Here is a 22,405-nt window from a genome sequence, read left to right on the forward strand (position 1 = left end):
ATGGCCACCACCAAGAACCCCCTGTTGTTCGTCACCGGCGCCTCGAGCGGCATCGGGCAGGCGCTGGCCATGCGCTTCTACGACGCCGGCCACGACCTTGCACTGGTGGCCAGGCGAACGGCCGAGATCGAGGCCTGGGCGGCGGCGCGCCAGCTGGACCCCCGCCGCTGGCGGGTCTACGGCGCCGACGTCGCCGAGCTCGACAGCGTCGTCTCGGCCGGCGCCGCCTGCATCGCGCAGCAAGGCCTGCCGGACGTGGTGATCGCCAACGCCGGCGTCAGCGTCGGCATGGACACCGCCGTCCGCGGCGACCTCGATGTGATGGCCCGCACTTTCGCCATCAACAACCTCGGCCTGGCGGCGACCTTCCATCCTTTCGTGGCCGCCATGGCGGCACGCGGCAGCGGCCGCCTGGTCGGCATCGGCAGCGTCGCCGCGATCCGCGGCCTGCCGGGCCACGGCGCCTACTGCGCGAGCAAGGCCGGGGTGGTGGCCTACTGCGAAAGCCTGCGCGGCGAAATGAACGCCAGCGGGGTCAAGGTCGTCACCCTCTGCCCCGGTTATGTCGACACCCCGCTGACACAGGGCAACCGCTACGCCATGCCGTTCCTGCTGCAGCCGGCCGAATTCGCCGACCGCGCCTTCCGGGCCATCCAGGCCGGCACCAGCTACCGCGTGATCCCGTGGCAGATGGGCGTGGTCGCCAAGCTGATGCGGCTGCTGCCGAATCCGCTGTTCGACCGGCTCTTCAAGGGCCGCGGCCGCAAGCGCCGCCAGGGCGAGTGAGCCTCGCGCGGCCATGAAAAAAGGCTCCCGCAGGAGCCTTCTTGATGGGGTTTCGCGTTCGGGGCGCGATCAGTAGCCGCTGTTGCCACCGTTGCCGCCGCCGTAGCCGCCGCGACCACCGCCGCCGCCACGCGGGCCAGCGCCGTACGGGCTGCGGAAGCCGCCGTCACCGCCGCCGCCACCGCTGCGGCCACCGCCGCCATAGCCGCCGCCACCGCCGCTGCGACCACCGCCGCCGCCGCCATAGCCGCCGCCACCACCACCGTAGCCGCCGCCGCCACCACCGCCGCCATAGCCGCCACCGCCGCCGCCGTAGCCGCCGCCACCGCTGCGCGGCGGACGGGCTTCCATCGGACGCGCCTCGTTGACGACCACGCTGCGGCCGCCGAGCGGCTGGCCGTTCATGCCGTTGATGGCTGCTTGTGCTTCTGCATCACTGCCCATCTCGACGAAGCCGAAACCCTTGGAGCGACCGGTGTCGCGTTCCATCATGACCTTGGCGCTCGTCACCGCGCCGAATTGGCCGAAGGCCTGCTCGAGATCACCGTCGCGCACCGAGTAAGGCAGGTTACCGACGTACAGTTTGTTGCCCATCAAGGGACTCCTATAAACACATCAAGAAAAGCGATGGAGTCCCGAGAGCAGCAATCCGGCGGAACATCCGCCGAGTTGCGCGAAACTGACCGATCACCGATTCGCCCTCGAATTTTGAAGGAAGGCTCGTGCATTATGGGTGAAATGCGACAAATGCAAGTAGGAATTTGCACGCACCCCGGCCCCCGGCAAATAATTTTGAAGTCAGCACTTGCATACATTGTTGCTGCCGGACTCGCTATAATCGACGAGTCATTGGGGAGTAGCCGCCTTCCATCGTGAGAAGGGTTTGCGTCAACAGACTTGTACTGCCTCCGGCAGCACATGGCGCAAGCAGCAGCCAGCCTGGCGAGACCTTTGACCGCGCGACTTCGGGATTCGGCCGAAGGTGTTGCGCGGTCAATTGCGTCCTTCGGCCGTAGGAGTCCCTTTTTTCATGGAAGCATTTTTCGTCGCCACCGGCGTGGTCGCGCTCGCCGAGATGGGCGACAAGACCCAGCTCCTCGCCTTGATCCTCGCGGCCCGGTTCCGCAAGCCCTGGCCGATCGTGGCGGGCATCTTCGCCGCCACCATCCTGAACCACGCGCTCGCCGGCGCGGTCGGCAACTGGGTCACTCACTTCCTCGGGGCCGACGTGCTCCGATGGATCCTGGGCGGGTCCTTCATCGCGATGGCGCTGTGGATGCTGATTCCCGACAAGATCGACGACGGCGACGTGCCCAAGTCCTCGAAGTTCGGCGTCTTCGGCACCACGATGCTCGCCTTCTTCCTGGCCGAGATGGGCGACAAGACCCAGATCGCAACCGTGATGCTCGCGGCGCGCTACGTGGACGCCTATGTCTGGGTCGTGATGGGCACCACGCTCGGCATGATGCTGGCCAACGCGCCGGTGGTCTGGCTCGGGGACCGCATCGTGAAGCGGGTGCCGATCAAGCTCGTGCACGGCATCTCGGCCGCGATCTTCCTGGTGCTCGGCGTGGTCGCGTTGATCGGCTGGGGTTGAGCGGCATATACTTCTTGCACGCGCCGATTTGCTCCAGCTTGCGGGCGCTCTACAAATGCAGCTAAAGACGGACGCCGGGACCCGGCTCGTTTTTGGCGAGGCCGGGTCTTTTTCATTCATGTCCTTCGTCGTCACTCCGCAATCGATGCAGTTCGAGGGCCCGCTGGCACTTCGCAGCGGCGCATCGATCAGCCACTACACGCTGGCCTACGAAACCTACGGCCGGCTCAACGCCGACCGCAGCAACGCGGTGCTCGTGTGCCACGCGCTCAATGCGTCCCACCACGTCGCCGGCGTCTATGCCGACCAGCCGAAATCCGAAGGCTGGTGGGACAACATGATCGGTCCCGGCAAGCCGGTCGACACCGACCGCTTCTTCGTCATCGGCATCAACAACCTGGGCTCCTGCTTCGGCTCCACCGGGCCGATGCACGACAACCCCGCCACCGGTCGCGCCTACGGCGCCGACTTCCCGGTCGTCACGGTCGAGGACTGGGTCGCGGCGCAGGCCGCGCTGCTCGACGCGCTCGGCATCGAACGCCTGGCGGCCGTGATGGGCGGCAGCCTGGGCGGCATGCAGGCCTTGTCGTGGACGCTGCAGTACCCGCAGCGCGTGCAGCACGCGGTGGTGGTCGCGAGCGCGCCGAGCCTCACGGCGCAGAACATCGCCTTCAACGAAGTGGCGCGCCGTGCGATCGTCACCGACCCCGACTTCAACGGCGGACACTTCTACGAGCAGGGCGTGATCCCGCGGCGCGGCCTGCGCATCGCCCGCATGATCGGCCACATCACCTACCAGAGCGACGACGTCATGAACGAGAAGTTCGGTCGCGCCCTGCGCAGTGCGGTCGAGGGCAGCGCCGCCAACACCGAGTTCCTCTATTCGACCCAGGAGGTCGAGTTCCAGATCGAGAGCTACCTGCGCTACAACGGCGACAAGTTCAGCGAGTATTTCGACGCCAACACCTACCTGCTGATCACGCGCGCGCTCGACTACTTCGACCCGGCGCGCGACTTCGGCGGCGACCTGCGCGCCGCATTGGCGCAGGCCAGCGCCAAGTTCCTGCTGGTGAGCTTCAGCACCGACTGGCGCTTCTCGCCGGCGCGCAGTCGCGAGATCGTGAAGGCACTGCTCGACAACCGCCGCAACGTGAGCTACGCCGAGATCGATGCGCCGCACGGACACGACGCCTTCCTGCTCGACGACGCGCGCTACATGAGCGTGGTGCGCTCCTACTTCGAGCGTATCGCCGCCACCTTCGAAGGAGCTGCCCAGTGAGCGACAGCCCGACCCAGAACCTGATCGCCCGCCTGGTTCCCGAAGGCGCACGCGTGCTCGACCTCGGCTGCGGCGACGGCGCGCTGCTCGACCTGTTGCAACGCGAGCGCGGCTGCACCGGCTACGGCGTCGAGATCGCCGACGGCAATGTCCTGCAATGCGTGCGCCGCGGCGTCGACGTGATCCAGCTCAACCTCGACGAGGGCCTCGCGATGTTCGACGACGCCTCTTTCGACGTCGTGCTGCAGATCGACACCCTGCAGCACCTGCGCAATGCCGAGGTGATGCTGCGCGAGACCGCGCGCGTGGGCCGCATCGGCATCGTCGCCTTCCCCAATTTCGCCCACTGGCCGAACCGCATCAGCATTGCGCGCGGCCGCATGCCGGTGACGCGCCGGCTGCCCTACCAGTGGTACGACACGCCCAACATCCGGGTCGGCACCTTCAAGGACTTCGAGGTGCTGGCGCGCAAGAACCGGCTGCGCGTGCTCGATGCCTTCGGCCTGCAGGAAGACCGCGAGGTGCGCTGGCTGCCCAATGCGCGCGCCAGCACCGCGGTCTTCAAGTTCGAGCGGGGATAGGCGGGCGAGGCCATGCCGTTCACTCTCGCCGCCGCGCGCCACAGCGAGCTGATCGTCAAGAAGAGCCGCTTCATCGGCTGCGTCCAACCGGTGGCCGACCGGGCCGGGGCCCAGGCGGTGGTCCAGGCGCTGCGCATCGCGCATCCGGCGGCGGCGCATGTGTGCTGGGCCTTGATGGCGGGCGGGCAGTCCGCGGCCAACGACGACGGCGAGCCCGGCGGTACCGCCGGACGGCCGATGCTCGAAGTGCTTCGGCACCACGATCTCGACGGCGTGCTGGCGACGGTGGTGCGCTACTTCGGTGGCGTCAAGCTCGGTGCCGGCGGACTCGTGCGGGCCTACACCGACAGCATCGCGCAGACGCTGGTCGACGCACAGTTGCTGCCGCAGGTGCGCCAGCGCACGCTGCACTGCGCGGTGCCCTATGCATTCGAAGGCCTGCTGCGGCGCGAACTCGCGGCCGCCGACGCGACGCTGAACCAGGTGCGCCACGAAGGCCTCGTGCACTTCGACTTCAGCCTGCCCGATCCGAACGCCGGGGCCTTCATCTCCCGGCTCGACGATGCCACGCAAGGACGCGCCGCCTGGCTGCAGCCTTGAGCGCGCAAGTTGATGCAAAAGTTCGCGATTCCGCGCCAAGAACGATTTATTCAGTTACGCCTCTTGCGCAATGAAGTACGGTGAGGCGAAATGTCGTTCTTACGATAGACGTTTTGAGGAGCTACCCATTGGCCACACAGTCCCCCTTCTTCGGTAAACGCGATCGCGAAGCCGAAAGTCTTACCTCCCGTCCCGCGCCGCTGATGGGTTCGAGCACCAATCTCTCGGGCACGCCCGTCAATCCGTCCACGCTCACGACCCAGGCCGCCAACGCCGCCGCCAGCGTCGCCAAGGAAGGCGGCAGCAAGCTCACCGTCGGCCCCAACATCAAGCTCAAGGGCGTCGAGATCACCGATTGCGACACGCTGGTGGTCGAAGGCCTGGTCGAAGCGACCATGGATTCGCGCGTCATGCAGATCGCCGAACAAGGCGCCTTCAAGGGCTCGGCCGAGATCGACATCGCCGAGATTCGCGGCCTGTTCGACGGCAACCTGACGGTGCGTGAAAAGCTCGTGATCCACTCGACCGGCAAGGTCACCGGCAAGATCCGCTACGGCAAGATCGTCGTCGAAGAAGGCGGCCAGCTGTCGGGCGAGATCAGCTTCGGCACCTCGGCACCGTCGGCCGGCGCATCGAAGCCCGCCGCAGCCCTGCAAGCCGCGGCCTGATCACCGGCCCGGCTGGGCGTCAGCCCAGCCTTTCGATCAAGGCACTCGCAGCCGCGGGTGCCTTTTCTTTTGCGCCATTGATAAAGAAGACGAAGACATCGCGTGCCTTGCCGGCCTTGGGCGCGCTGTCCTCGACATGCGGCAGCGCCGCCGGTGCCTTGCCTGCGGCCCAGGTGCGCGCATGCTCGGCCCAGGCATCGAGCGCCTTCGGTGCGTAGCCGGTCTTCTGGGCCGCATCGCTGTTCATGAGCCGCGCATAGACGAAGTCGCCCGTCAGGTCGGCGAAGGACGGAAACTTGTCCGAATCGGTGAACACGGTCGCTGCCTTGTGCTTGCGCGCGAGCGCGAGGTACTCGGGCGCCTTGAAGCTCTCGTGCCGGACGTCCATCACGTGGCGCAGCGCACGGCTGCCGGCCTTTTCCGGCAGCAGCGCCAGGAAGCCCGCGAAGTCCTCCGCGTCGAAGGCCTTGGTCGGCATGAACTGCCACACGATCGGTCCGAGCTTGTCGCCGAGCTCCTCGATCCCGCTGTCGATGAAGCGCGCAATCGAATCGCCGGCGGTCGCGAGCAATTTCCGGTTGGTGGCGAAGCGCGAGGCCTTCAGCGAGAACACGAAGCCCTCGGGCGTCTCGTCGTGCCACTTCTTGAAGCTGGCCGGCTTCATGGTGCTGTAGTAGGTGCCGTTGACCTCGATCGCCGTGAGCTTCCGGCTGGCGTAGCCCAGTTCCTGGGCGTGAGGGAGCTTGGCCGGGTAGAAGTTGTCGCGCCAGGGCTCGTAGGTCCAGCCGCCGATGCCGACCCGGATGCGCAGCGGGGTCGATGGGGAGTCCTTGTCGGTGCGCGCGCTCATGGTTGGCCTTGGTCGCTGTGGCGAAGCCCGCATTTTTATCGCATCCGGCGCGGCGGTGCCATTCGGGCAGAAGGTCGCAAGACGCACTAACATCGTTCTCTCGATCCCGCGGAGAACTTCATGAACGCCCCCCTCCACCGTGAAATGCCGGCCGGACTGCTCGATGCCGGCCGCGCACTGGCTGACGTCTCGTCCCAATGGGACCACGACATCGTCAAGCAGCTCACCGACTACATCGCCATCCCCGCCAAGTCGCCGGGCTTCGACAAGGACTGGTCGCGCAACGGCTACCTCGAAACCGTGCTGCGCAACGCGGCTGCCTGGGTCGAAGCCCAGAAGGTCGAGGGCCTGAAGCTCGAGATCGTTCGCCTCGAAGGCCGCACGCCGGTGCTGTTCTTCGAAGTGCCCGCCAGCGGCACCGACATGAAGGAGACCGTGCTGATGTACGGCCACCTCGACAAACAGCCCGAGTTCACCGGCTGGCGCAACGACCTGGGCCCGTGGACGCCCAAGTACGAAAACGGCCTGCTCTACGGCCGCGGCGGCGCCGACGACGGCTACGCGGTGTACGCCAGCGTGGCGGCGCTGCAGGCGCTCAAGGCCCAGGGGGTGGCCCATCCGCGCATCGTCGGCCTGATCGAGACCTGCGAGGAATCGGGCTCCTACGACCTGCTGCCGTATGTCGATGCCCTGCGCCCGCGCCTGGGCGAGGTGTCGCTCGTCATCTGCCTCGATTCGGGCGCCGGCAACTACGACCAGCTGTGGCTCACGACCTCGCTGCGCGGCATGGCGAGCGGCACGCTGAAGGTCGAGATCCTGACCGAAGGCATCCATTCGGGCGACGCCTCGGGCCTGGTGCCGTCGAGCTTCCGCATCATGCGGCAGGTGCTCGACCGCCTCGAGGACAGCAAGACCGGACGGCTGCTGCCCGAGAGCTTCCATTGCGAAGTGCCGGCCGAACGCCTGGCGCAGGCGCGCGCCACGGCCGCGATCCTCGGCGAGGAGGTCTACAAGCGCTTTCCGTGGGCGCACTACGACTGCGGCGGCTCGACCACTTTCGCCCTGCCGACCACCACCGACCCGGTGGAAGCCCTGCTCAACCGCACCTGGAAGCCGACCTTGTCGGTCACCGGCGCCGAAGGCTTCCCGGCCCTCAAGGACGCCGGCAACGTGCTGCGTCCCTACACCGCCTTCAAGCTGTCGCTGCGCCTGCCGCCGCTGGTCGATGCCGACCAGGCGGTGCAGCAGCTCAAGCAGCTGCTCGAGGACAACGCGCCGTACCAGGCCAAGGTGACGTTCGACAGCGGCGGCGGCGCCACCGGCTGGAACGCGCCCGACACCGCCTCCTGGTTCGAACGCGCCCTGAATGCCGCTTCGCAAGCCCATTTCGGCGCCGACTGCGGCTACATCGGCCAGGGCGGCACGATCCCGCTCATGAACATGCTGAGCCGGGGCTTCCCGAAGGCGCAGATGATGGTCTGCGGCGTGCTGGGCCCGAAGAGCAACGCCCACGGCCCGAACGAATTCCTGCACGTGCCCTATGCGAAGAAGCTGACGGCCGCGGTGGCCGAGGTGATCGCCGCGCTGCCGGCCGCCCGCAGCGCCGCCGCTTGACGACCCTGCGCACGCCCGACGGCGAGACGCTCGCGCTGCACGACTGGCCGGTCGCGGCCGGTGCCGCCCGCGCCGTGGTCGTGCTGGTGCACGGACTGGGCGAGCATGCGGGCCGCTACGGCCCGCTCGCCGCGCGGCTCAACGCCTGGGGCTTCGCGGCGCGCGCCGCGGACCACCATGGTCATGGCGCATCGAGCGGCGCGCGCGGCGGGCTGCCGACCCCGACCCGCTTGGTCGACGACCTGGCGCTGGTGATCGACGACACCCGCAACGCCTTCCCTGCGCTGCCGCTGGTGCTGCTCGGCCACAGCCTGGGCGGCTTGGTGGCTGCCAGCGCCGTGGCGCGCGGACTGCGAACGGTCGACGCGCTGGTGCTGTCGTCGCCGGCGCTCGACGCCGGACTCAGCGCCTTCCAGAAGCTGCTGGTCGCCGCCCTGTCGCGCCTGGCGCCCGGCCTGCGCGTTGGCAACGGGCTCGCGCTCGACGCCCTCTCGCACGCGCCCGCGGTGGTCGACGCCTACCGGGCCGACCCGCTGTGCCACGACCGCATCGGCGCGCGACTGGCACGCTTCCTGGCCGACGAGGGTGCCGCGGTGCAGGCGGCGGCGCCGGCCTGGCGGGTGCCCACCTTGCTGCTCTATGCAGGGGACGATCGCCTCGTGAACCCGGCCGGCAGCCGGGCCTTTGCCGATGCGGCGCCGCAGGCGGTCGTCAGCAGCCTCTGCTTTCCGGCGCTCTACCACGAGATCTTCAACGAGCGCGATGCCGAACCGGTGTTCGATGCCTTGCGGGCCTGGCTCGATGCCCGCTTCCCGACCGGCTAGGCCACCGCGGCCGCGGCACTGCGGCGGTGTCGCGCGAGCCACAGCAGCGCGGCGCCGGTCAGCACCACCGGGACCAGCGATCCCAGGTTCAGCAGCCGCCAGCCTTGCGTCGTGACCAGCACGCCCGACGCGAACGAACTCAGCGCCAGTGTCGCGAAGATGCAGAAGTTGAGCGCACCCTGCGCGCGGTCCCGCTCCTCGGGGGTGTAGGCGGTGAGCGAGAGCGTGGTGCTGCCCGTGAAAAGGAAGTTCCAGCCGACGCCGAGCATGAACAACGCGATCAGGAACTGGTGCAGGTCCACGCCCGACAGCGCCACCCCGATGCAGCCCAGGTTGAGCGCCAGCCCCACACCCATGACCGGCAGCACGCCGAGCCTGCGGATCAGGTGGCCGGTGAAGAAGCCCGGCGCGAACATGCCGATCACGTGCCATTCGAGCACCAGGGCCACGTCCTCGAAGGGCAGGCTGCAGACCTGCATGGCGATCGGGGTCGCGGCCATCAGGAGGTTCATGACGCCGAAGCCGAGCGCGCCCGCCACGGCGGCCACGATGAACACCGGCTGGCGTGCGAGCACGGCCAGCGGACGCCCGCCCTGCGCCGCGGAACGGGCCGCCAGCGGCGGAAATTCGATGAACTGCATCAGCGCCAGCGACAGCAGCGCCACCACCGCCAGGGCCAGGTAGGCGCCGGCGAAAGGCACCGCGAACCAGTGGCGCGTGACGGCGGCGAGGTTCGGGCCCGCCACCGCCCCGAGCAGGCCGCCCGCCATCACGAGCGAGACCGCCTTCTCGCGCCATTCGGGCTGCGCGAGCTCGGCCGCGGCGAAGCGGTAGAGGCTGGCGTTGGCGTTGTAGTAGCCCGCGACCACGGTGGCCGCGCACAGCAGCCAGAAGTTCTGCCAGACCGCGGCCTGGGCGCACAGCAGCGCCGACCCGAAGGCCACCGCGATCCCGATCTGGAACGAGCGCCGGCGCCCCCAGCGCTGCTGGGTGCGTGCCACCAGGCCCGTGGCCAGCGCACCGCCGACCACATAGCCCATCACCGGCAAGGTCGCCATCCAGCCGCGCGGCGCCAGCGAGAGCCCGACCAGTCCGTTGATGGCGATGAAGGTGACGTTGTTCGTGAGGAACAGGCCTTGGCAGATGGCGAGCAGCCAGAGATTGCGGTTCATGGGCCGGGGGCGGAAGGAGGATGCCCGTTCTATCACGGCCGACCGCTGCCTCGCGCCAAAAAGAAGGCGCCTTGCGGCGCCGTTCGAGCTCGAAGTCGAGGCGGAAAGTTCGCTAGCTTTTCTGCAGCAGGCCGCTCAGCGACGCCAGCAGGTCGTCGTGCGTGCCCAGCCCTTCGGCCGGGACCTGGCCCTTGGGCGTGAGGTGATCGATCAGCGTCGGCAGCAGGGTGGCTAGCATGGGCAGCAAGGTCGTGCTGTTGATGCCGAGCTTCTGGGCGATGCCCGAGATCGCATCATTGCCCAGCACGTCCTGCAGCTGCCCGCCGGTGATCGGCGCGTTCTCGCCCTTGCCGACCCAGGAGCCGATGACATCCCCCATGCCGGCCTGTTCGAACTTGGAAACCAGCCCGCCCAGGCCGCCGTGCTCGCCGTTGTTGGCGAGCAGGCCGCCGAGCGCGCCGGCCAGGCCGCCGAGGTTGCCCGCCGAGCCGCCGGCGCCGCCGAGCAGCGCACCGAGATCACCGAGGCCACCGAGGCCGCCGCCGCCCTGGGGCTGCTGCTGCGCGCCGCCGAGCACTTGACCGAGTACCGAATCGAGCAATCCCATGATGGGCTCCTGAATGTGGAAGGTTGGAACGAGCGCTACCGGGCTCGCGGCGGGCGCCTGGCCAGCAGGGGTTCGCTCACGCCCTGCACGCCGACCAGCCCGAGCACGGTCACCAAGGCATTCTGCGCGCCCTGCCAGGCGTCTGTCACGTCGATCCATTCGGACAACGCGTGAAAGCCACCTGTCCTGCCGCCGGTGCCGATCGTGATCGCCGGGATGCCGAGCGACATCGCCACGTTCGCGTCGGTGCTGGCGCCCACCAGCAGGGTGCGGTGGCCGAAGGCGGCGTTCGAGCGCACGACCGCCTCGACGATCACCGAATCGACCGGCGTGCGTCCGCCGGGCCGGTCGCCGATCAGCTTCGTCGACGCGCTCAGGGTGCTCACGTTCCAGCGCTTGTTTTCCGCCGCCACCGCCTCGTCGATGGCGGCCAGCACCTTCTTCTCGGTGTCCAGCAGCGGACCCATTTCGTCGGAGCGGATGTCGACCGTCATGCGCGCGTCCGGTGCGATGGTGTTGACCGAGGTGCCGCCGCTGACGGTGCCGACCGTGAAGGTGGTCCGCGGCGAGGCCGGGGTCTCGATGTCGGCGATCCGGGCGATCGCGCGACCCATGCCATGGACCGCGCTCGGCACCTGGCCGAAAGCGCCGTAGCTGTGGCCGCCGGGGCCCTTGAAAGTCACTTCGTAGCGATGGCTCGCGGTGCCGAGCACCAGCACCGTGCCGTCGGCCGCCGGCTCCAGACCGACCATGCCGTCGATGTCGAGGTGGTCGCGAAAGATGGCCTTCATGCCGCGCAGGTTGCCCAGTTCCTCCTCGCCCACATTGCCCACGAAGATCAGGTCGCCGAGGGTCTTCACCTGTTGGTCGTTGAGCACCTTGAGCCAGGACAGCAGCACCGACAGGGCGCGCGTGTCGTCCGAGATGCCGGGGGCGTGGAGCCGGCCGTCGCGCTCTTTCACGCGGACATCGGTGCCGGCCGGAAAGACGGTGTCGAGATGGGCCGAGACCAGCAGCCTCGGGCCGTTGCCGCTGCCCTTGCGGACACCGATCACGTTGCCTTCGGCGTCGATCCGGGCGTCGGCGAGGCCCAGCGCCTTCATGCGGGCCAGGAACGCCTCCGCGCGCCGCTGTTCCTTGAAGGGCGGTGCCTCGATCTCGGTGAGCATCCGCAGGTCCTCGATCGAGCGTTCGTGGTCGGCCTTCACGGCATCGAGCAGCTTGCGCACCGTGGGCGCGGCGAGCAGCTGCGAATAGACCTGGTCGACCACCGGGCGAACGTAGGTCGGCGTCGGCGCCACCGCGGAGTTCTGGGCCCGGGCGCCGCCGAATGCCAGGGTGGCAATGGCCAGGACCATGATGGCGGTGGCGGGCCGCTTCTTCGGCCCCTGAAAGCGCGGCGCCATCGGTCAGCGGCCAGCCAGCCCGACGAGCGCGGCCAGTGCGGCGGTTTCGGCGCGCAGCACGCGCGGACCGAGCGTCAGGGGCGCAAAACCCTGCGCGATCGCGGCCTGTTCCTCGGCCGCGCTCAGGCCGCCCTCGGGGCCGCTCAGCACCCAGGCCCCGCGCTGCAGGTCCTGCGCGGCATCGGCGACGCCGCGCGTGCCGGGCGCCAGGCTCAGGATGAAACGCGTGGTGTCTCCCAGCGGCGCGTCCAGCCAGGCGCCGAAGGTCCGCACCGGGTGGATCACCGGCACCCGGTTGCGCCCGCACTGCTCGCAGGCCGCGATCGCGATCGCTTCCCAGTGGGCCCGCTTCTTGTCGGCGCGCTCGCTGTTGAGCCGCAACACGCCGTGCGCGGTCATCAGGGGCTGGATGCCGGCCACGCCCAGTTCGGTGGCCTTCTCGACCAGCCAGTCCATGCGTTCGTTGGCCGGCATGCCGACCGCCAGCTGGATGGGATGCGGCGCTTCACGCTCGATCGCCGCGTGCGCGCCGACCTGCACCGAGACCTCGCTGCGACCCATGCGTTCGACGGTCGCGGCGTACTCGCCGCCGAGGCCGTTGAACAGCGTAAGCGCTTCGCCCGGCTGCATCCGCAGCACCTGCACGTGGCGCGCGGCACCCGCCGGCAGCACCAGCACGCTGTCGGCGGCGAGCGCCGACTCGCAGTGGAAACGCGCCGTCACATGCGTCCGTAGGCAAAGCCGGTCTGGGCCTGCGTGCCTTCGATCTCGTCGACCACGCGCAGGAGCGGCGTCAGTTCGCGGTAGCGGCCGGCGGTGGCCCGGATGTAGGCGATGAAGCGCGGCGTGTCGGCCAGGTACTTCGGCTTGCCGTCGCGCAAGGTCAGCCGGGCGAAGATGCCGGCCACCTTCAGATGGCGCTGCAGGCCCATCCATTCGACCGCCCGGTAGAAGGCGCCGAAGTCGGGGTCGACCGGCAGGCCGGCCTTGCGGGCCCGCTCCCAGTAGCGCACCGTGACGTCGAGCACGAATTCCTCGTCCCAGCTGAGGAAGGCGTCGCGCATCAGGCTCGCGATGTCGTAGGTGACCGGCCCGTACACCGCGTCCTGGAAATCCAGCACCCCGAGGGCATCGGCGTCGCCGACCATCAGGTTTCGCGGCATGAAGTCACGGTGCACGTAGACGGATGCGGCCGCGAGGTTGTTCTCGACGATCGCTTTGAAGCTGCGCTCCAGGCGCTCCTTCAAGGTGCCTTCGACCGCGATGCCGCGATGGCGCGCGATGTACCAGTCGGGGAACAGCGCCAGTTCGCGTTCCAGCAGCGCCCGGTCGTAGGGCGGCAGCACGGCGGGCCTGGACGCCAGCTGCCAGCGGATCAGCGCATCGATGGCCTGGTCGTAGAGCGGCCGGGCTGCCTGCGGGTCGTTCGGATCGATGACATCCAGCATCGTCTGCCGACCGAGGTCGTCGAGCAGCAGGAAGCCGTCGGCCGACTCCCATTCGAGCACCTGCGGCGCGCGCACGCCGGCCTCGGCCATCAGCTGGGCGACCTGCACGAAAGGCGCGCTGTTCTCCTGCGCGGGTGGCGCGTCCATCACGATCCGGGTCGGCGCGCCGGCGCTCGCGTCGACGCGGAAATAGCGCCGGAAGCTGGCGTCGGCCGAGGCCAGGCGCACGCTGGCGGGCAGCAGGTGGTGGCGATCGGAAATGCGCGCCATCCATTGCTGGAATGCGCTGGCGCGGGCCGGGTCGCTCCAGGCCGGTGCTTCGGGACGGGGGGCGGCGGCGCCGGACGGTGGCTGGGAGGCTGTCATGGATAATCGATTCTACAAATCCGCCTGGCGCGGAGCTCCGCAACCCGTCGGCCCGAGTCGCCGCCCTCCCCCTCCCAGACGAAATTTGCCCCCGTACCGATGCCTGACTTGAACCGAGCCACCCGGCGCCGGTGCCGCCCGCCCTTGCCCCTGGCGCTGCTGTCGCTGGCGCTGCTGCATGCGCAAGGCGCATGGGCACAGGATGCAGACCTCGACCGGCCGCTCGTTCTCAAGCGCACGCCCCAGCTCACGGAGACCATCCCGCCCCTGCTGCGCAGCCAGCTTCCGACCTTCGTCGATGGCGACAAGATCTCCGGCCGGCCCGACCTCGAGACCGTGGTCGAGGGCAATGCCACCCTGCGCCGCGGCGACCTGTCGCTCAGGGCCGACCGGCTCGAGTACTACCAGCCCGACGACCGCGCCCGCGCCACCGGCAACGTGCGCATCAACCAGGCCGGCAACGAGTACGAAGGCCCCGAGGTCGAGCTCAAGATCGAGACCTTCGAGGGCTTCTTCAACAAGGTCCGCTACCGCTTCCTCGAGACCGGCGGCCACGGCGACGCCGAGCGCATCGACTTCGTCGACAGCAACGTCTCGGTCGCCCGCCGGGCCACCTACACCACCTGCCGGCCGGAGGACTATCCGGGCTGGATGCCGGCCTGGCTGCTGAGCGCCGCCACCCTCACCACCGACACCGAGGACAACGTCGGCGTCGCCACCAACGCGCGGCTGACCTTCATGGGCGTCACCACGCCGCCGTTCCCGTCGCTGAGCTTTCCGCTCAGCAACGACCGCAAGTCCGGCATGCTGCCGCCGGTCATCGGCCAGGACAGCGTCAATGGTCTGGAAATCACGACGCCGTACTACTGGAACATCGCGCCCAACCGCGATGCCACGCTGTACCCGACGGTGATGAGCAAGCGCGGCATCAACCTCGGCACCGAGTTCCGCTACCTCGAAGAGAAGTACAACGGCGAGATCCGGGCTGACTACATGCCGGACGACCGGCTGCGCGACGGCCGCGACCGCTGGGGTGTCTGGACGCACCACACGCAGACCTTCGACGCCCAGTACTTCGCCCTCGACTCGCTGGTCGGCACGCTCGCCATCAACCGCGTGAGCGACAACGACTACTGGCGCGACTTCACCCGCACGCCCTCGCTGACCCAGCGCCTGCTGGCCAACGACGGCTCGCTCAACTGGACCAAGGGCGAATGGAGTGGCGTCGCCCGGGTGCTGAGCTACCAGACGCTGCAGTACGCACCGGCACCGATCGTGCCGCCCTACGACCGGATGCCGCAGATCACGGCGAACTACAACAAGTTCGACTGGAACGGCTTCGACTTCTCGCTCAACAACGACTACACCCGCTTCGAGGCCAAGCCGCTCGAGCAGGGCGGCCAGCCCAACGGCGAGCGGGTGTTCTCGGTGGCGTCACTGAGCCGGCCCTTCCTGACCCCGGGCACTTTCGTGGTCCCTAAGGTGATGCTCAACGCGACCGCCTACCAGTTCGACGGCCCGCTCTTGACCAACGGCGCGACCCATGCCGACCGCGTGGTGCCGACCTTCAGCCTGGACAGCGGCCTGATCTTCGAGCGCGATGCCAACTACTTCGGGCGGGCCTTCCGCCAGACGCTCGAGCCGCGTGCCTTCTACGTCTACACGCCGTTCCGCAACCAGAACTACCTGCCGGTCTACGACACGGCGCAGAACGATTTCAATTTCGCGACCGTCTACACCGAGAACGCGTTCTCGGGCAACGACCGCATCTCCGACAGCAACCTGCTGACCCTGGGCGTGACCACCCGGCTGATCGACCCCGACACCGGCGCCGAAGCCGCCCGCTTCGGCATCGCCCAGCGGCTGCGCTTCGCCGACCAGCTGGTCACCATGCCCGGCGGCGTGCCGGTCACCGACCGTTTCAGCGACCTGCTGCTCGGCGCCCAGATCAACTGGACGCCGAAGTGGAGCGTGGACGGCACGGTGCAGTACAACCCCGACACCCAGACTTCGGCGCGCACCGCGCTCAGCGCGCGCTACAACCCGAGCCCCTATCGCACCATCAGCGCCGCCTACCGCTACCAGGCCGACACCACGCCCACTTCGAACGACGGCAACCGGGCGGTCGACGTCAGCTGGCAATGGCCATTGAACGACCTCTGGGGCGACAAGGGACAGGACCTGGGTTCCGGCAGGGGTCAAGGCGGCGGGCGCTGGTACGCCGTAGGCCGTTTGAACTACAGTCTGGAATCCAGCAAACTGACCGATGGCGTGCTCGGTTTCGAATACGACGGCTGTTGCTGGATCGGCCGCGTGGTGCTGGAACGCGTGACCACCGGACAGGCCACGGCCACCACGCGGATCATGTTCCAGCTCGAGCTGGTCGGGTTCGCGGCCCTCGGCTCGAGTCCGAGACGCTCTTTGACGCAGAACATCCAGCGCTACACCCCTTTGCGCACCCCGAGCATCGGCCCGAGCCGCTTCACCAATTACGACTGAGATCGAGCTTCGCCATGACACCCATCCGATCCCTCATCACCCTGGCCTGCCTGGCGACCCTGACCGCCACGGCCGGCGCCCAGGGCATCACCGACATCATGCGCGGCTCCCAGCGGCTGGGGCCGGCCCCGCTGCCGTCCGAGCCGCGACCGGCCGCCGTGCCGACCCGGCGATCGGCCGAGTACATCGTCGCCCTGGTCAATTCCGAGCCGGTGACCAACACCGAGGTGCAATCCCGCATGCAGCGCCTGCTGCGCGAAAGCCCCGAAGCCCAGCGCATGCCCCGGCCCGAACTCGCCCGAATCGTGCTCGAGCGGATCATCAACGAACGGGCCCAGCTCCAGCTCGCCAAGGAAAACGGCGTCAAGGTGGACGACCTGGCGGTCGACCAGGCCGAGCAGACCGTGGCGCGGCAGAACCAGATCAGCGTCACCGAGCTGCGCCGCCGGGTCGCGGCCGAGGGCATGTCGCAAGAGCAGTTCCGACGCGACCTGCGCGATCAACTGACCCTCACCCGCCTGCGCGACCGCGAGATCGAGGCCAAGGTCAAGATCACGGATGCCGATGTCGACCAGTTCATCAAGGAGCAGCGTGCCGGCGCCAATGCGGCGATCGCCGCCAACCTCAGCATTGCCCAACTGGTCGTGCTGGTGCCCGAAGGCGCCAGCGACGACGAAGTCGCCAAGGCACAGCAGCGGGCCCAGGCCCTGGCCCAGCGCGCCCGCGCCGGCGAGGACTTCCCGACGCTGGTGCGCCAGAACTCCGACGCGCCGGACCGCTCCGGCGGCGGCCTCATGGGCATGCGCAGCGCCGACCGCTATCCGGGCATCTTCGTCGAGGCCACGCAGTCGACGCCGGTCGGCGGCATTGCGGGCCCGGTCCGTTCCAGCGTCGGTTTCCACGTGCTCAAGCTGATGGCCAAGTCGCAGCCGGGCGCAAGCGACGCCGTCGTCACGCAGACCGAGGTGCGGCACATCCTGTTGCTCAATGACCCCAAGCGCAGCACCGCCGAAGCGGTGGCCCAGCTGGCCGAGTTCAAGCGCCGGATCCAGAGCGGCACGGCCGATTTCGCCGGCCTGGCACGCGACAACTCGCAAGACGGCAGCGCCAAGCAAGGCGGCGACCTGGGCTGGTCGCGGCCCGGACTGTTCGTGCCCGAGTTCGAGGAAGTCGTGAACCGGCTGGCTCCGGGCGAGATCAGCGATCCGGTCGTCACGCGATTCGGCGTCCACCTGATCCAGGTCCAGGGCCGGCGCGAAGCCAAGCTGAGCCAGGCCGAGCAGCGCGAAGCCGTGCGCGCCGTGCTGCGCGAGAAAAAGGTCGAGCAAGCCACCGAGACCTGGGCCCAGGAAGTGCGCGCCCGCGCCTACGTCGAATACCGCGAGCCGCCGCAGTCATGAAGCCGTTCCAGGGCGCCGGCTCGTGAAGCACGTCGCGCGCAAGCGCTTCGGCCAGCACTTCCTGACCGATGGCGGGATCATCGACGCCATCGTGCGCGAGATCGCGCCGAAGGCCGGCGATGCGATGGTCGAGATCGGGCCGGGCCTGGCGGCCCTGACGCAGCCGCTGGTCGAACGGCTGGGCCGGCTGACGGTGATCGAACTCGACCGCGACCTGGCCCAGCGGCTGCGCGGCCACGGCCAGCTCGACGTGATCGAGTCCGACGTCCTGAAGGTCGATTTCGCCGCCCTCGCCGCGAAGTTCTCACCGGCGCCCCTGCGCGTCGTCGGCAACCTGCCCTACAACATCTCGACGCCGATCCTGTTCCACCTGCTCGGCTTCGCGCACCTCATCGCCGACCAGCACTTCATGCTGCAGAAGGAAGTCATCGACCGCATGGTGGCGCGGCCGGCGACTTCCGACTACAGCCGGCTCAGCGTCATGCTCCAGTGGCGCTACGCGATGGACAACGTGCTGTTCGTGCCCCCCGAGAGCTTCGACCCGCCGCCGCGCGTCGACAGTGCCGTGGTCCGCATGGTGCCGCTGGCGCAGCCGCCGGCGGTCGATGCCGCGCGCCTCGGCGAGATCGTCCAGGTCGCCTTCAGCCAGCGCCGAAAGCTCTTGCGCCACACGCTGGGCAAATGGCTCGAAGCCCATGCCTTCACCGGCGCCTTCGACGTCCAGCGCCGCGCCGAGGAAGTTCCGGTCCAGGAGTACGTCACCCTGGCCCAATCCGTCCCCCCATAAAAAAAGCCCGCCGAAGGCAGGCTTTCGTTGGTGAACGGGTGGGCGCCCGGACACGCAGTGCCGGGCAACCTGGGGGCGAGCAACAGCTACGCTGCTGCCAGCCAGTAACCCGCGTTGAAGGGGCTGCTCATGCGCAGCGCCAGGGGCGACACGTCGACCAGTTTGTCGGTCGGCATCTTTTCTGCGGCCGGGTCGGTATTCTGAAGGTCGATGCCGGGCGCCGGAGCGGCCGCATTGTCCTGGGAAGCCTCGTTCGCCCGTTCTGCTTGGCTGGTGTGTGCAGAACGGGCTACAGAAAAGAATAGAAGCACCTGAACGGTATCTTCCGGTCTCCCCAGTAGTCCGAGGCGTCACGGAAGATGTCCAGCAGCTGCTCGCGCGCTTCCTTGTCGAACTTGGCGTTGGCCGGGATCTGCTCGAGCACGATGACGAAACCCGGTTGCGGGCCCGATTTGTGCAAGGGATCGGTCATGCAGTCGTACAACGCGTCGAAGTTCTTGCCGAAGTGCTGCGGGAAGGTGAATTGCTGGGCAATCAGGTCAAGCACATCCTGCTTGGTCTGGGCGTTGCCCAGGTTCGCATACAGGAAATGCTGACCGGCCGCATGCGCCGCTTCCTGCAGGTCGTTCACGCGGAAGGCGCGAATCGACTGCACGATGTTGGGTCGCACTGCACGAAGGGATAAGGTCATCTCCGCTGGTCTTTCCGTGGTTGTCGTCGTCGTCATTTCTTCAGGACGCCTTGCAGCGCCGCTCCAATTCAGTTGCTCGCTCATGGCACGATCCGCCGAAAGCTCGCGTAATGGTCTGCCGTATACCAGCAGGCCGATGGCGCCGTGCGCTCGCCTCCACAGACGATGCGCTTGGCGCCACGATCACGCGAACCGGGCGTATCGACCGTGTATTCTCGGTAGTGGCCTCGCCGTTCCTGCGGCAAGAGGCGTTCGCGGTTGCCGAACACCGTGCCGTCTTTTTCGTGCCGGAAAGGACCACCGTTCAAAATGGCCCCGTAGGTACGCTGGCCTTGCACCGGCAGTTCGGCCAGCGCGACCGTTTCCTGTGCCGGCATGCCGGCACCGGTGCCGAACCATTCGCGAGCCTGGGCTCCCGCCGTCAGGGCCACCAGCAGGACGCTAGTGAGCGCAAACTTGGAAACCGGGGACGAGATCGAGGCGTAAGCCGCCATGGAGCACCAGAAGGAATAGAGCGAGAACCGAACCGGGGGTCGACCGACCAGGACACACTCCGCAGTGCGCCTTGGGGTTAACCCGCAAATTCAAGCCCGCAAGTGTGCACCAGGGACGCGCAAATAGCAAGCGCCTGCTCAATCTTTGAGCAGGCGACAGGGGGAAGCGACCGTTTTGAAGTTAGCGATCGCTATCGACAAGCGGCTTATCGGTCCGCGTTGGCATCCGCCACGGTCAGCGCTGTCATATTCACGATCCGGCGCACCGTGGCGCTGGGCGTCAGGATGTGCACGGGTTTGGCCGCACCCAGCAGAACCGGGCCGATCGCGATGTTGCCGCCGGCCGCGGTCTTCAGCAGGTTGTAGGAGATGTTGGCGGCGTCGATGTTCGGGAACACCAGCAGGTTGGCGTTGCCGGCCAAGGCGCTGTGCGGCATGACCTGCGCGCGCTGCTTGCCGTCCAGCGCAACGTCGCCGTGCATTTCGCCGTCGACTTCCAGCCAGGGTGCCTGGACCCGCAGCAGGTCGAGCGTACGCCGCATCTTGACCGCGCTGGGCTGGTTGCTGGTGCCGAAATTCGAATGCGACAGCAGCGCCGCCTTCGGTTTCAGGCCGAAGCGCATCATTTCCTCGGCCGCCATCGTCGTGATTTCGGTCAGTTCCTCGGGCGTCGGGTCGTAGTTGACGTGGGTGTCGACCAGGAACACCTGGCGGTCCGGCAACAGCAGGCCGTTCATGCAGGCGTAGATCGGCAGGTCCTGCGGCGTGCTGGCGCAGCCGCCGGGGCGCTTGCCGATCACCTGGTCGATGTGGTGCAGGTGGATCGCCGTCGTGCCCCAGGTGCCGCAGATGAGGCCATCGACCTCGCCCTTGTGCAGCAGCATCGAGCCGATCAGCGTCAGGCGGCGGCGCATCTCGATCTTGGCGGTCTGCACCGTCGTGCCCTTGCGCTCGGTCATCCGGTGGTAGGTCTGCCAGAAGTCGCGGTAGCGATGGTCCTGCTCGACGTTGACGACGTCGTAGTCGAGTTCTTCCTTGAGCCGCAACCCGAACTTCTCGATCCGCTGGGCGATGATCGCCGGCCGGCCGATCAAGGTCGGCCGGGCGATGCCTTCGTCGACCACGATCTGGGCCGCGCGCAGCACGCGCTCTTCCTCGCCTTCGCTGAAGGCGACGCGCTTCTTCGGCGCCCGCTTGGCGGCATCGAAGATCGGCTTCATCATGCTGCCGGAGGTGTAGACGAAGGTCTGCAGCTTGTCGCGGTAGGCGTCGAGGTCGGTGATCGGGCGCAGCGCCACGCCGCTGTCGGCTGCGGCCTTGGCGACCGCCGGCGCGATCTTCATCATGAGCCGCGGGTCGAAGGGCTTCGGGATCAGGTACTCGGGCCCGAAGCTGAGCTTCTCGCCCGCATACGCCGCGGCCACGCGCTCGCTCTGCTCGGCCTGCGCCAGCTCGGCGATGGCATGCACGGCCGCGACTTCCATCTCGTCGGTGATGGTGGTGGCGCCGCAGTCCAGCGCGCCGCGGAAGATGTAGGGGAAGCACAGGACGTTGTTGACCTGGTTCGGGTAGTCGGTGCGCCCGGTGGCCATGACCACGTCGTCGCGCACCGCGTGCGCGTCTTCCGGCGCGATCTCGGGGCTCGGGTTGGCGAGCGCGAAGATCACGGGCTTGGCCGCCATCTTGGCGACCATGGCGGGCTTCAGCACGCCGCCGGCCGACAGTCCGAGGAAGACGTCGGCGCCTTCGATGATGTCGTTCAGGCTGCGGGCGTCGGTCTTCTGCATGTACTGGCGCTTGTCGTCGTCCATCAGCTCGGTACGGCCTTCGTAGACCACGCCGGCGAGGTCGGTCACGAAGACGTTCTCGCGCTTCAGCCCGACCTTCAGCAGCAGGTTCAGGCAGGCCAGCGCCGCGGCGCCCGCGCCCGAGGTGACAAGCTTGACCTGGCCGATGTCCTTGCCGACCACTTTCAGGCCGTTGAGCATCGCGGCCGCCACCGTGATCGCGGTGCCGTGCTGGTCGTCGTGGAAGACCGGGATCTTCATGCGCTTGCGCAGCTCGCGCTCGACGTAGAAGCAGTCGGGCGCCTTGATGTCTTCGAGGTTGATGGCGCCGAAGGTCGGCTCCAGCGCGGCGATCACCTCGACCAGCTTGACCGGGTCCTTCTCGTCGATCTCGATGTCGAAGACGTCGACGCCGGCGAACTTCTTGAACAGCACGCCCTTGCCTTCCATCACCGGCTTGGAGGCCAGCGGCCCGATGTCGCCGAGGCCGAGCACGGCGGTGCCGTTGGTGATGACGCCGACCAGGTTGCCGCGCGCCGTGTACTTGAAGGCGTTGACCGGGTCCTTGACGATCTCTTCGCAGGGGGCCGCCACGCCGGGCGAGTAGGCCAGCGCGAGATCGCGCTGGTTGACCATCTGCTTGGTGGCCGCGATCGAGATCTTGCCCGGGACCGGATGCTCGTGGTACTCGAGCGCGGCGCGGCGCAGTTCGGCGCGCTTGTCTTCGGGCGTGGTGATCTGCGAAGTCGAATCGGACATTGGGCCGTGCCTCCTAGGACGCTTCTTGTAAAGGGCGCCGATTGTAGACCTCGAACCCAACGCCCTGCGGCGCGCACGGCTCTGGATCACCCGGCTCGGCCAAAGACGGAAAACGGCTGTTGCTATCTTTTCTTCTTATTCTTCTTATTTAAATTAGTAGTAGTAGTAAGGGCGCGCCTGCGCTGTGGAC

General features: G+C 68.0%; 21 protein-coding genes and 1 riboswitch. Of the genes, 11 read left to right on the plus strand and 10 right to left on the minus strand.

Going from position 1 to position 22,405, the window contains the following annotated elements; genetic code table 11:
* A complete protein-coding gene (locus QTI68_RS03245) occupies positions 1–786 on the plus strand; it encodes an SDR family oxidoreductase (RefSeq protein ID WP_286519638.1) in 786 nt (261 codons plus the stop codon).
* A gap of 69 nt (positions 787–855) precedes the next feature.
* On the opposite strand, the gene rbp is transcribed toward QTI68_RS03245, so the two are convergent.
* Positions 856–1,380 carry an RNA-binding regulator gene (rbp, locus tag QTI68_RS03250; protein ID WP_028249862.1) on the minus strand — a complete coding sequence of 175 codons (525 nt, stop codon included), beginning with the start codon at positions 1,378–1,380 and terminating at the stop codon, positions 856–858.
* A gap of 245 nt (positions 1,381–1,625) precedes the next feature.
* Positions 1,626–1,802: riboswitch (yybP-ykoY riboswitch) on the plus strand.
* Positions 1,803–1,816: 14 nt separating this feature from the next.
* On the opposite strand from rbp, the gene QTI68_RS03255 reads away from it, so the two are divergent.
* The 5 genes from QTI68_RS03255 (at position 1,817) to QTI68_RS03275 (ending at position 5,511) form a co-directional block, all read left to right on the plus strand.
* Complete coding sequence (locus tag QTI68_RS03255; protein WP_286519639.1) at positions 1,817–2,383, plus strand: TMEM165/GDT1 family protein; 567 nt, start codon at positions 1,817–1,819, stop codon at positions 2,381–2,383.
* Between the two features lie 118 nt (positions 2,384–2,501).
* Positions 2,502–3,662 carry a homoserine O-succinyltransferase MetX gene (gene metX, locus QTI68_RS03260; protein WP_286519640.1) on the plus strand — a complete coding sequence of 387 codons (1,161 nt, stop codon included), beginning with the start codon at positions 2,502–2,504 and terminating at the stop codon, positions 3,660–3,662.
* A complete protein-coding gene (gene metW / locus QTI68_RS03265; protein ID WP_286519641.1) occupies positions 3,659–4,243 on the plus strand; it encodes a methionine biosynthesis protein MetW in 585 nt (194 codons plus the stop codon). Before metX ends, metW begins: the two co-directional genes overlap by 4 nt.
* A 12-nt stretch (positions 4,244–4,255) precedes the next feature.
* Positions 4,256–4,843 carry an IMPACT family protein gene (locus QTI68_RS03270; protein ID WP_286519642.1) on the plus strand — a complete coding sequence of 196 codons (588 nt, stop codon included), beginning with the start codon at positions 4,256–4,258 and terminating at the stop codon, positions 4,841–4,843.
* A gap of 128 nt (positions 4,844–4,971) precedes the next feature.
* The gene (locus tag QTI68_RS03275; protein WP_286519643.1) at positions 4,972–5,511 is read left to right on the plus strand and encodes a bactofilin family protein; all 540 of its coding nucleotides are present in this window, start codon (positions 4,972–4,974) and stop codon (positions 5,509–5,511) included.
* A 19-nt stretch (positions 5,512–5,530) separates the two neighbouring features.
* Here the strand turns inward: QTI68_RS03275 and QTI68_RS03280 are convergent, their stop codons facing one another.
* On the minus strand, positions 5,531–6,361 hold the full coding sequence (locus QTI68_RS03280) for a DUF72 domain-containing protein (RefSeq protein WP_286519644.1): 831 nt from the start codon (positions 6,359–6,361) through the stop codon (positions 5,531–5,533).
* A gap of 120 nt (positions 6,362–6,481) precedes the next feature.
* On the opposite strand from QTI68_RS03280, the gene QTI68_RS03285 reads away from it, so the two are divergent.
* On the plus strand, positions 6,482–7,975 hold the full coding sequence (locus tag QTI68_RS03285; RefSeq protein ID WP_286519645.1) for a M20 family metallopeptidase: 1,494 nt from the start codon (positions 6,482–6,484) through the stop codon (positions 7,973–7,975).
* Positions 7,972–8,799 carry an alpha/beta hydrolase gene (locus tag QTI68_RS03290; protein ID WP_286519646.1) on the plus strand — a complete coding sequence of 276 codons (828 nt, stop codon included), beginning with the start codon at positions 7,972–7,974 and terminating at the stop codon, positions 8,797–8,799. The genes QTI68_RS03285 and QTI68_RS03290 overlap by 4 nt, the downstream gene beginning before the upstream one ends.
* Here QTI68_RS03290 and QTI68_RS03295 read toward each other — a convergent pair.
* From QTI68_RS03295 to QTI68_RS03315, 5 genes are all read right to left on the minus strand, one after another.
* On the minus strand, positions 8,796–9,971 hold the full coding sequence (locus QTI68_RS03295) for an MFS transporter (protein ID WP_286519647.1): 1,176 nt from the start codon (positions 9,969–9,971) through the stop codon (positions 8,796–8,798). The genes QTI68_RS03290 and QTI68_RS03295 overlap by 4 nt on opposite strands.
* 112 nt (positions 9,972–10,083) lie before the next feature.
* Complete coding sequence (locus QTI68_RS03300) at positions 10,084–10,578, minus strand: YidB family protein (protein ID WP_286519648.1); 495 nt, start codon at positions 10,576–10,578, stop codon at positions 10,084–10,086.
* Positions 10,579–10,613: 35 nt separating this feature from the next.
* Complete coding sequence (locus QTI68_RS03305; protein ID WP_286519650.1) at positions 10,614–11,984, minus strand: M20/M25/M40 family metallo-hydrolase; 1,371 nt, start codon at positions 11,982–11,984, stop codon at positions 10,614–10,616.
* 3 nt (positions 11,985–11,987) lie between these two features.
* The gene (locus QTI68_RS03310; protein WP_286519651.1) at positions 11,988–12,707 is read right to left on the minus strand and encodes a 16S rRNA (uracil(1498)-N(3))-methyltransferase; all 720 of its coding nucleotides are present in this window, start codon (positions 12,705–12,707) and stop codon (positions 11,988–11,990) included.
* Complete coding sequence (locus QTI68_RS03315) at positions 12,704–13,798, minus strand: aminoglycoside phosphotransferase family protein (protein WP_286519653.1); 1,095 nt, start codon at positions 13,796–13,798, stop codon at positions 12,704–12,706. The genes QTI68_RS03310 and QTI68_RS03315 overlap by 4 nt, the downstream gene beginning before the upstream one ends.
* Before the next feature lie 99 nt (positions 13,799–13,897).
* Between QTI68_RS03315 and QTI68_RS03320 the strand changes: the two genes are divergently transcribed.
* The 3 genes from QTI68_RS03320 to rsmA are packed head-to-tail and all read left to right on the plus strand — an operon-like array spanning position 13,898 to position 18,484.
* Positions 13,898–16,297 (plus strand): LPS-assembly protein LptD, encoded by a 2,400-nt coding sequence (locus tag QTI68_RS03320; protein WP_503011617.1) that lies wholly within the window; start codon positions 13,898–13,900, stop codon positions 16,295–16,297.
* A 14-nt stretch (positions 16,298–16,311) separates the two neighbouring features.
* Entirely contained in the window at positions 16,312–17,697 is a 1,386-nt protein-coding gene (locus QTI68_RS03325; RefSeq protein WP_286519655.1) for a peptidylprolyl isomerase, read from the plus strand.
* Between the two features lie 22 nt (positions 17,698–17,719).
* Entirely contained in the window at positions 17,720–18,484 is a 765-nt protein-coding gene (gene rsmA, locus QTI68_RS03330; protein ID WP_286519656.1) for a 16S rRNA (adenine(1518)-N(6)/adenine(1519)-N(6))-dimethyltransferase RsmA, read from the plus strand.
* 289 nt (positions 18,485–18,773) lie between these two features.
* Here rsmA and QTI68_RS03335 read toward each other — a convergent pair whose 3' ends face one another.
* The 3 genes from QTI68_RS03335 to QTI68_RS03345 all read right to left on the minus strand — a co-directional run bounded on the left by QTI68_RS03335 (position 18,774) and on the right by QTI68_RS03345 (position 22,215).
* Positions 18,774–19,211: a barstar family protein gene (locus tag QTI68_RS03335; RefSeq protein ID WP_286520210.1), complete on the minus strand. Its 438-nt coding sequence runs from the start codon at positions 19,209–19,211 to the stop codon at positions 18,774–18,776.
* 44 nt (positions 19,212–19,255) lie between these two features.
* A complete protein-coding gene (locus tag QTI68_RS03340) occupies positions 19,256–19,669 on the minus strand; it encodes a guanyl-specific ribonuclease (protein WP_286519657.1) in 414 nt (137 codons plus the stop codon).
* Between the two features lie 206 nt (positions 19,670–19,875).
* On the minus strand, positions 19,876–22,215 hold the full coding sequence (locus QTI68_RS03345) for an NADP-dependent malic enzyme (RefSeq protein WP_286519658.1): 2,340 nt from the start codon (positions 22,213–22,215) through the stop codon (positions 19,876–19,878).
* Positions 22,216–22,405 lie beyond the last annotated feature (190 nt).

It is taken from the genome of Variovorax sp. J31P207, assembly GCF_030316965.1.
Lineage (GTDB): Bacteria > Pseudomonadota > Gammaproteobacteria > Burkholderiales > Burkholderiaceae_C > Variovorax > Variovorax ginsengisoli_B.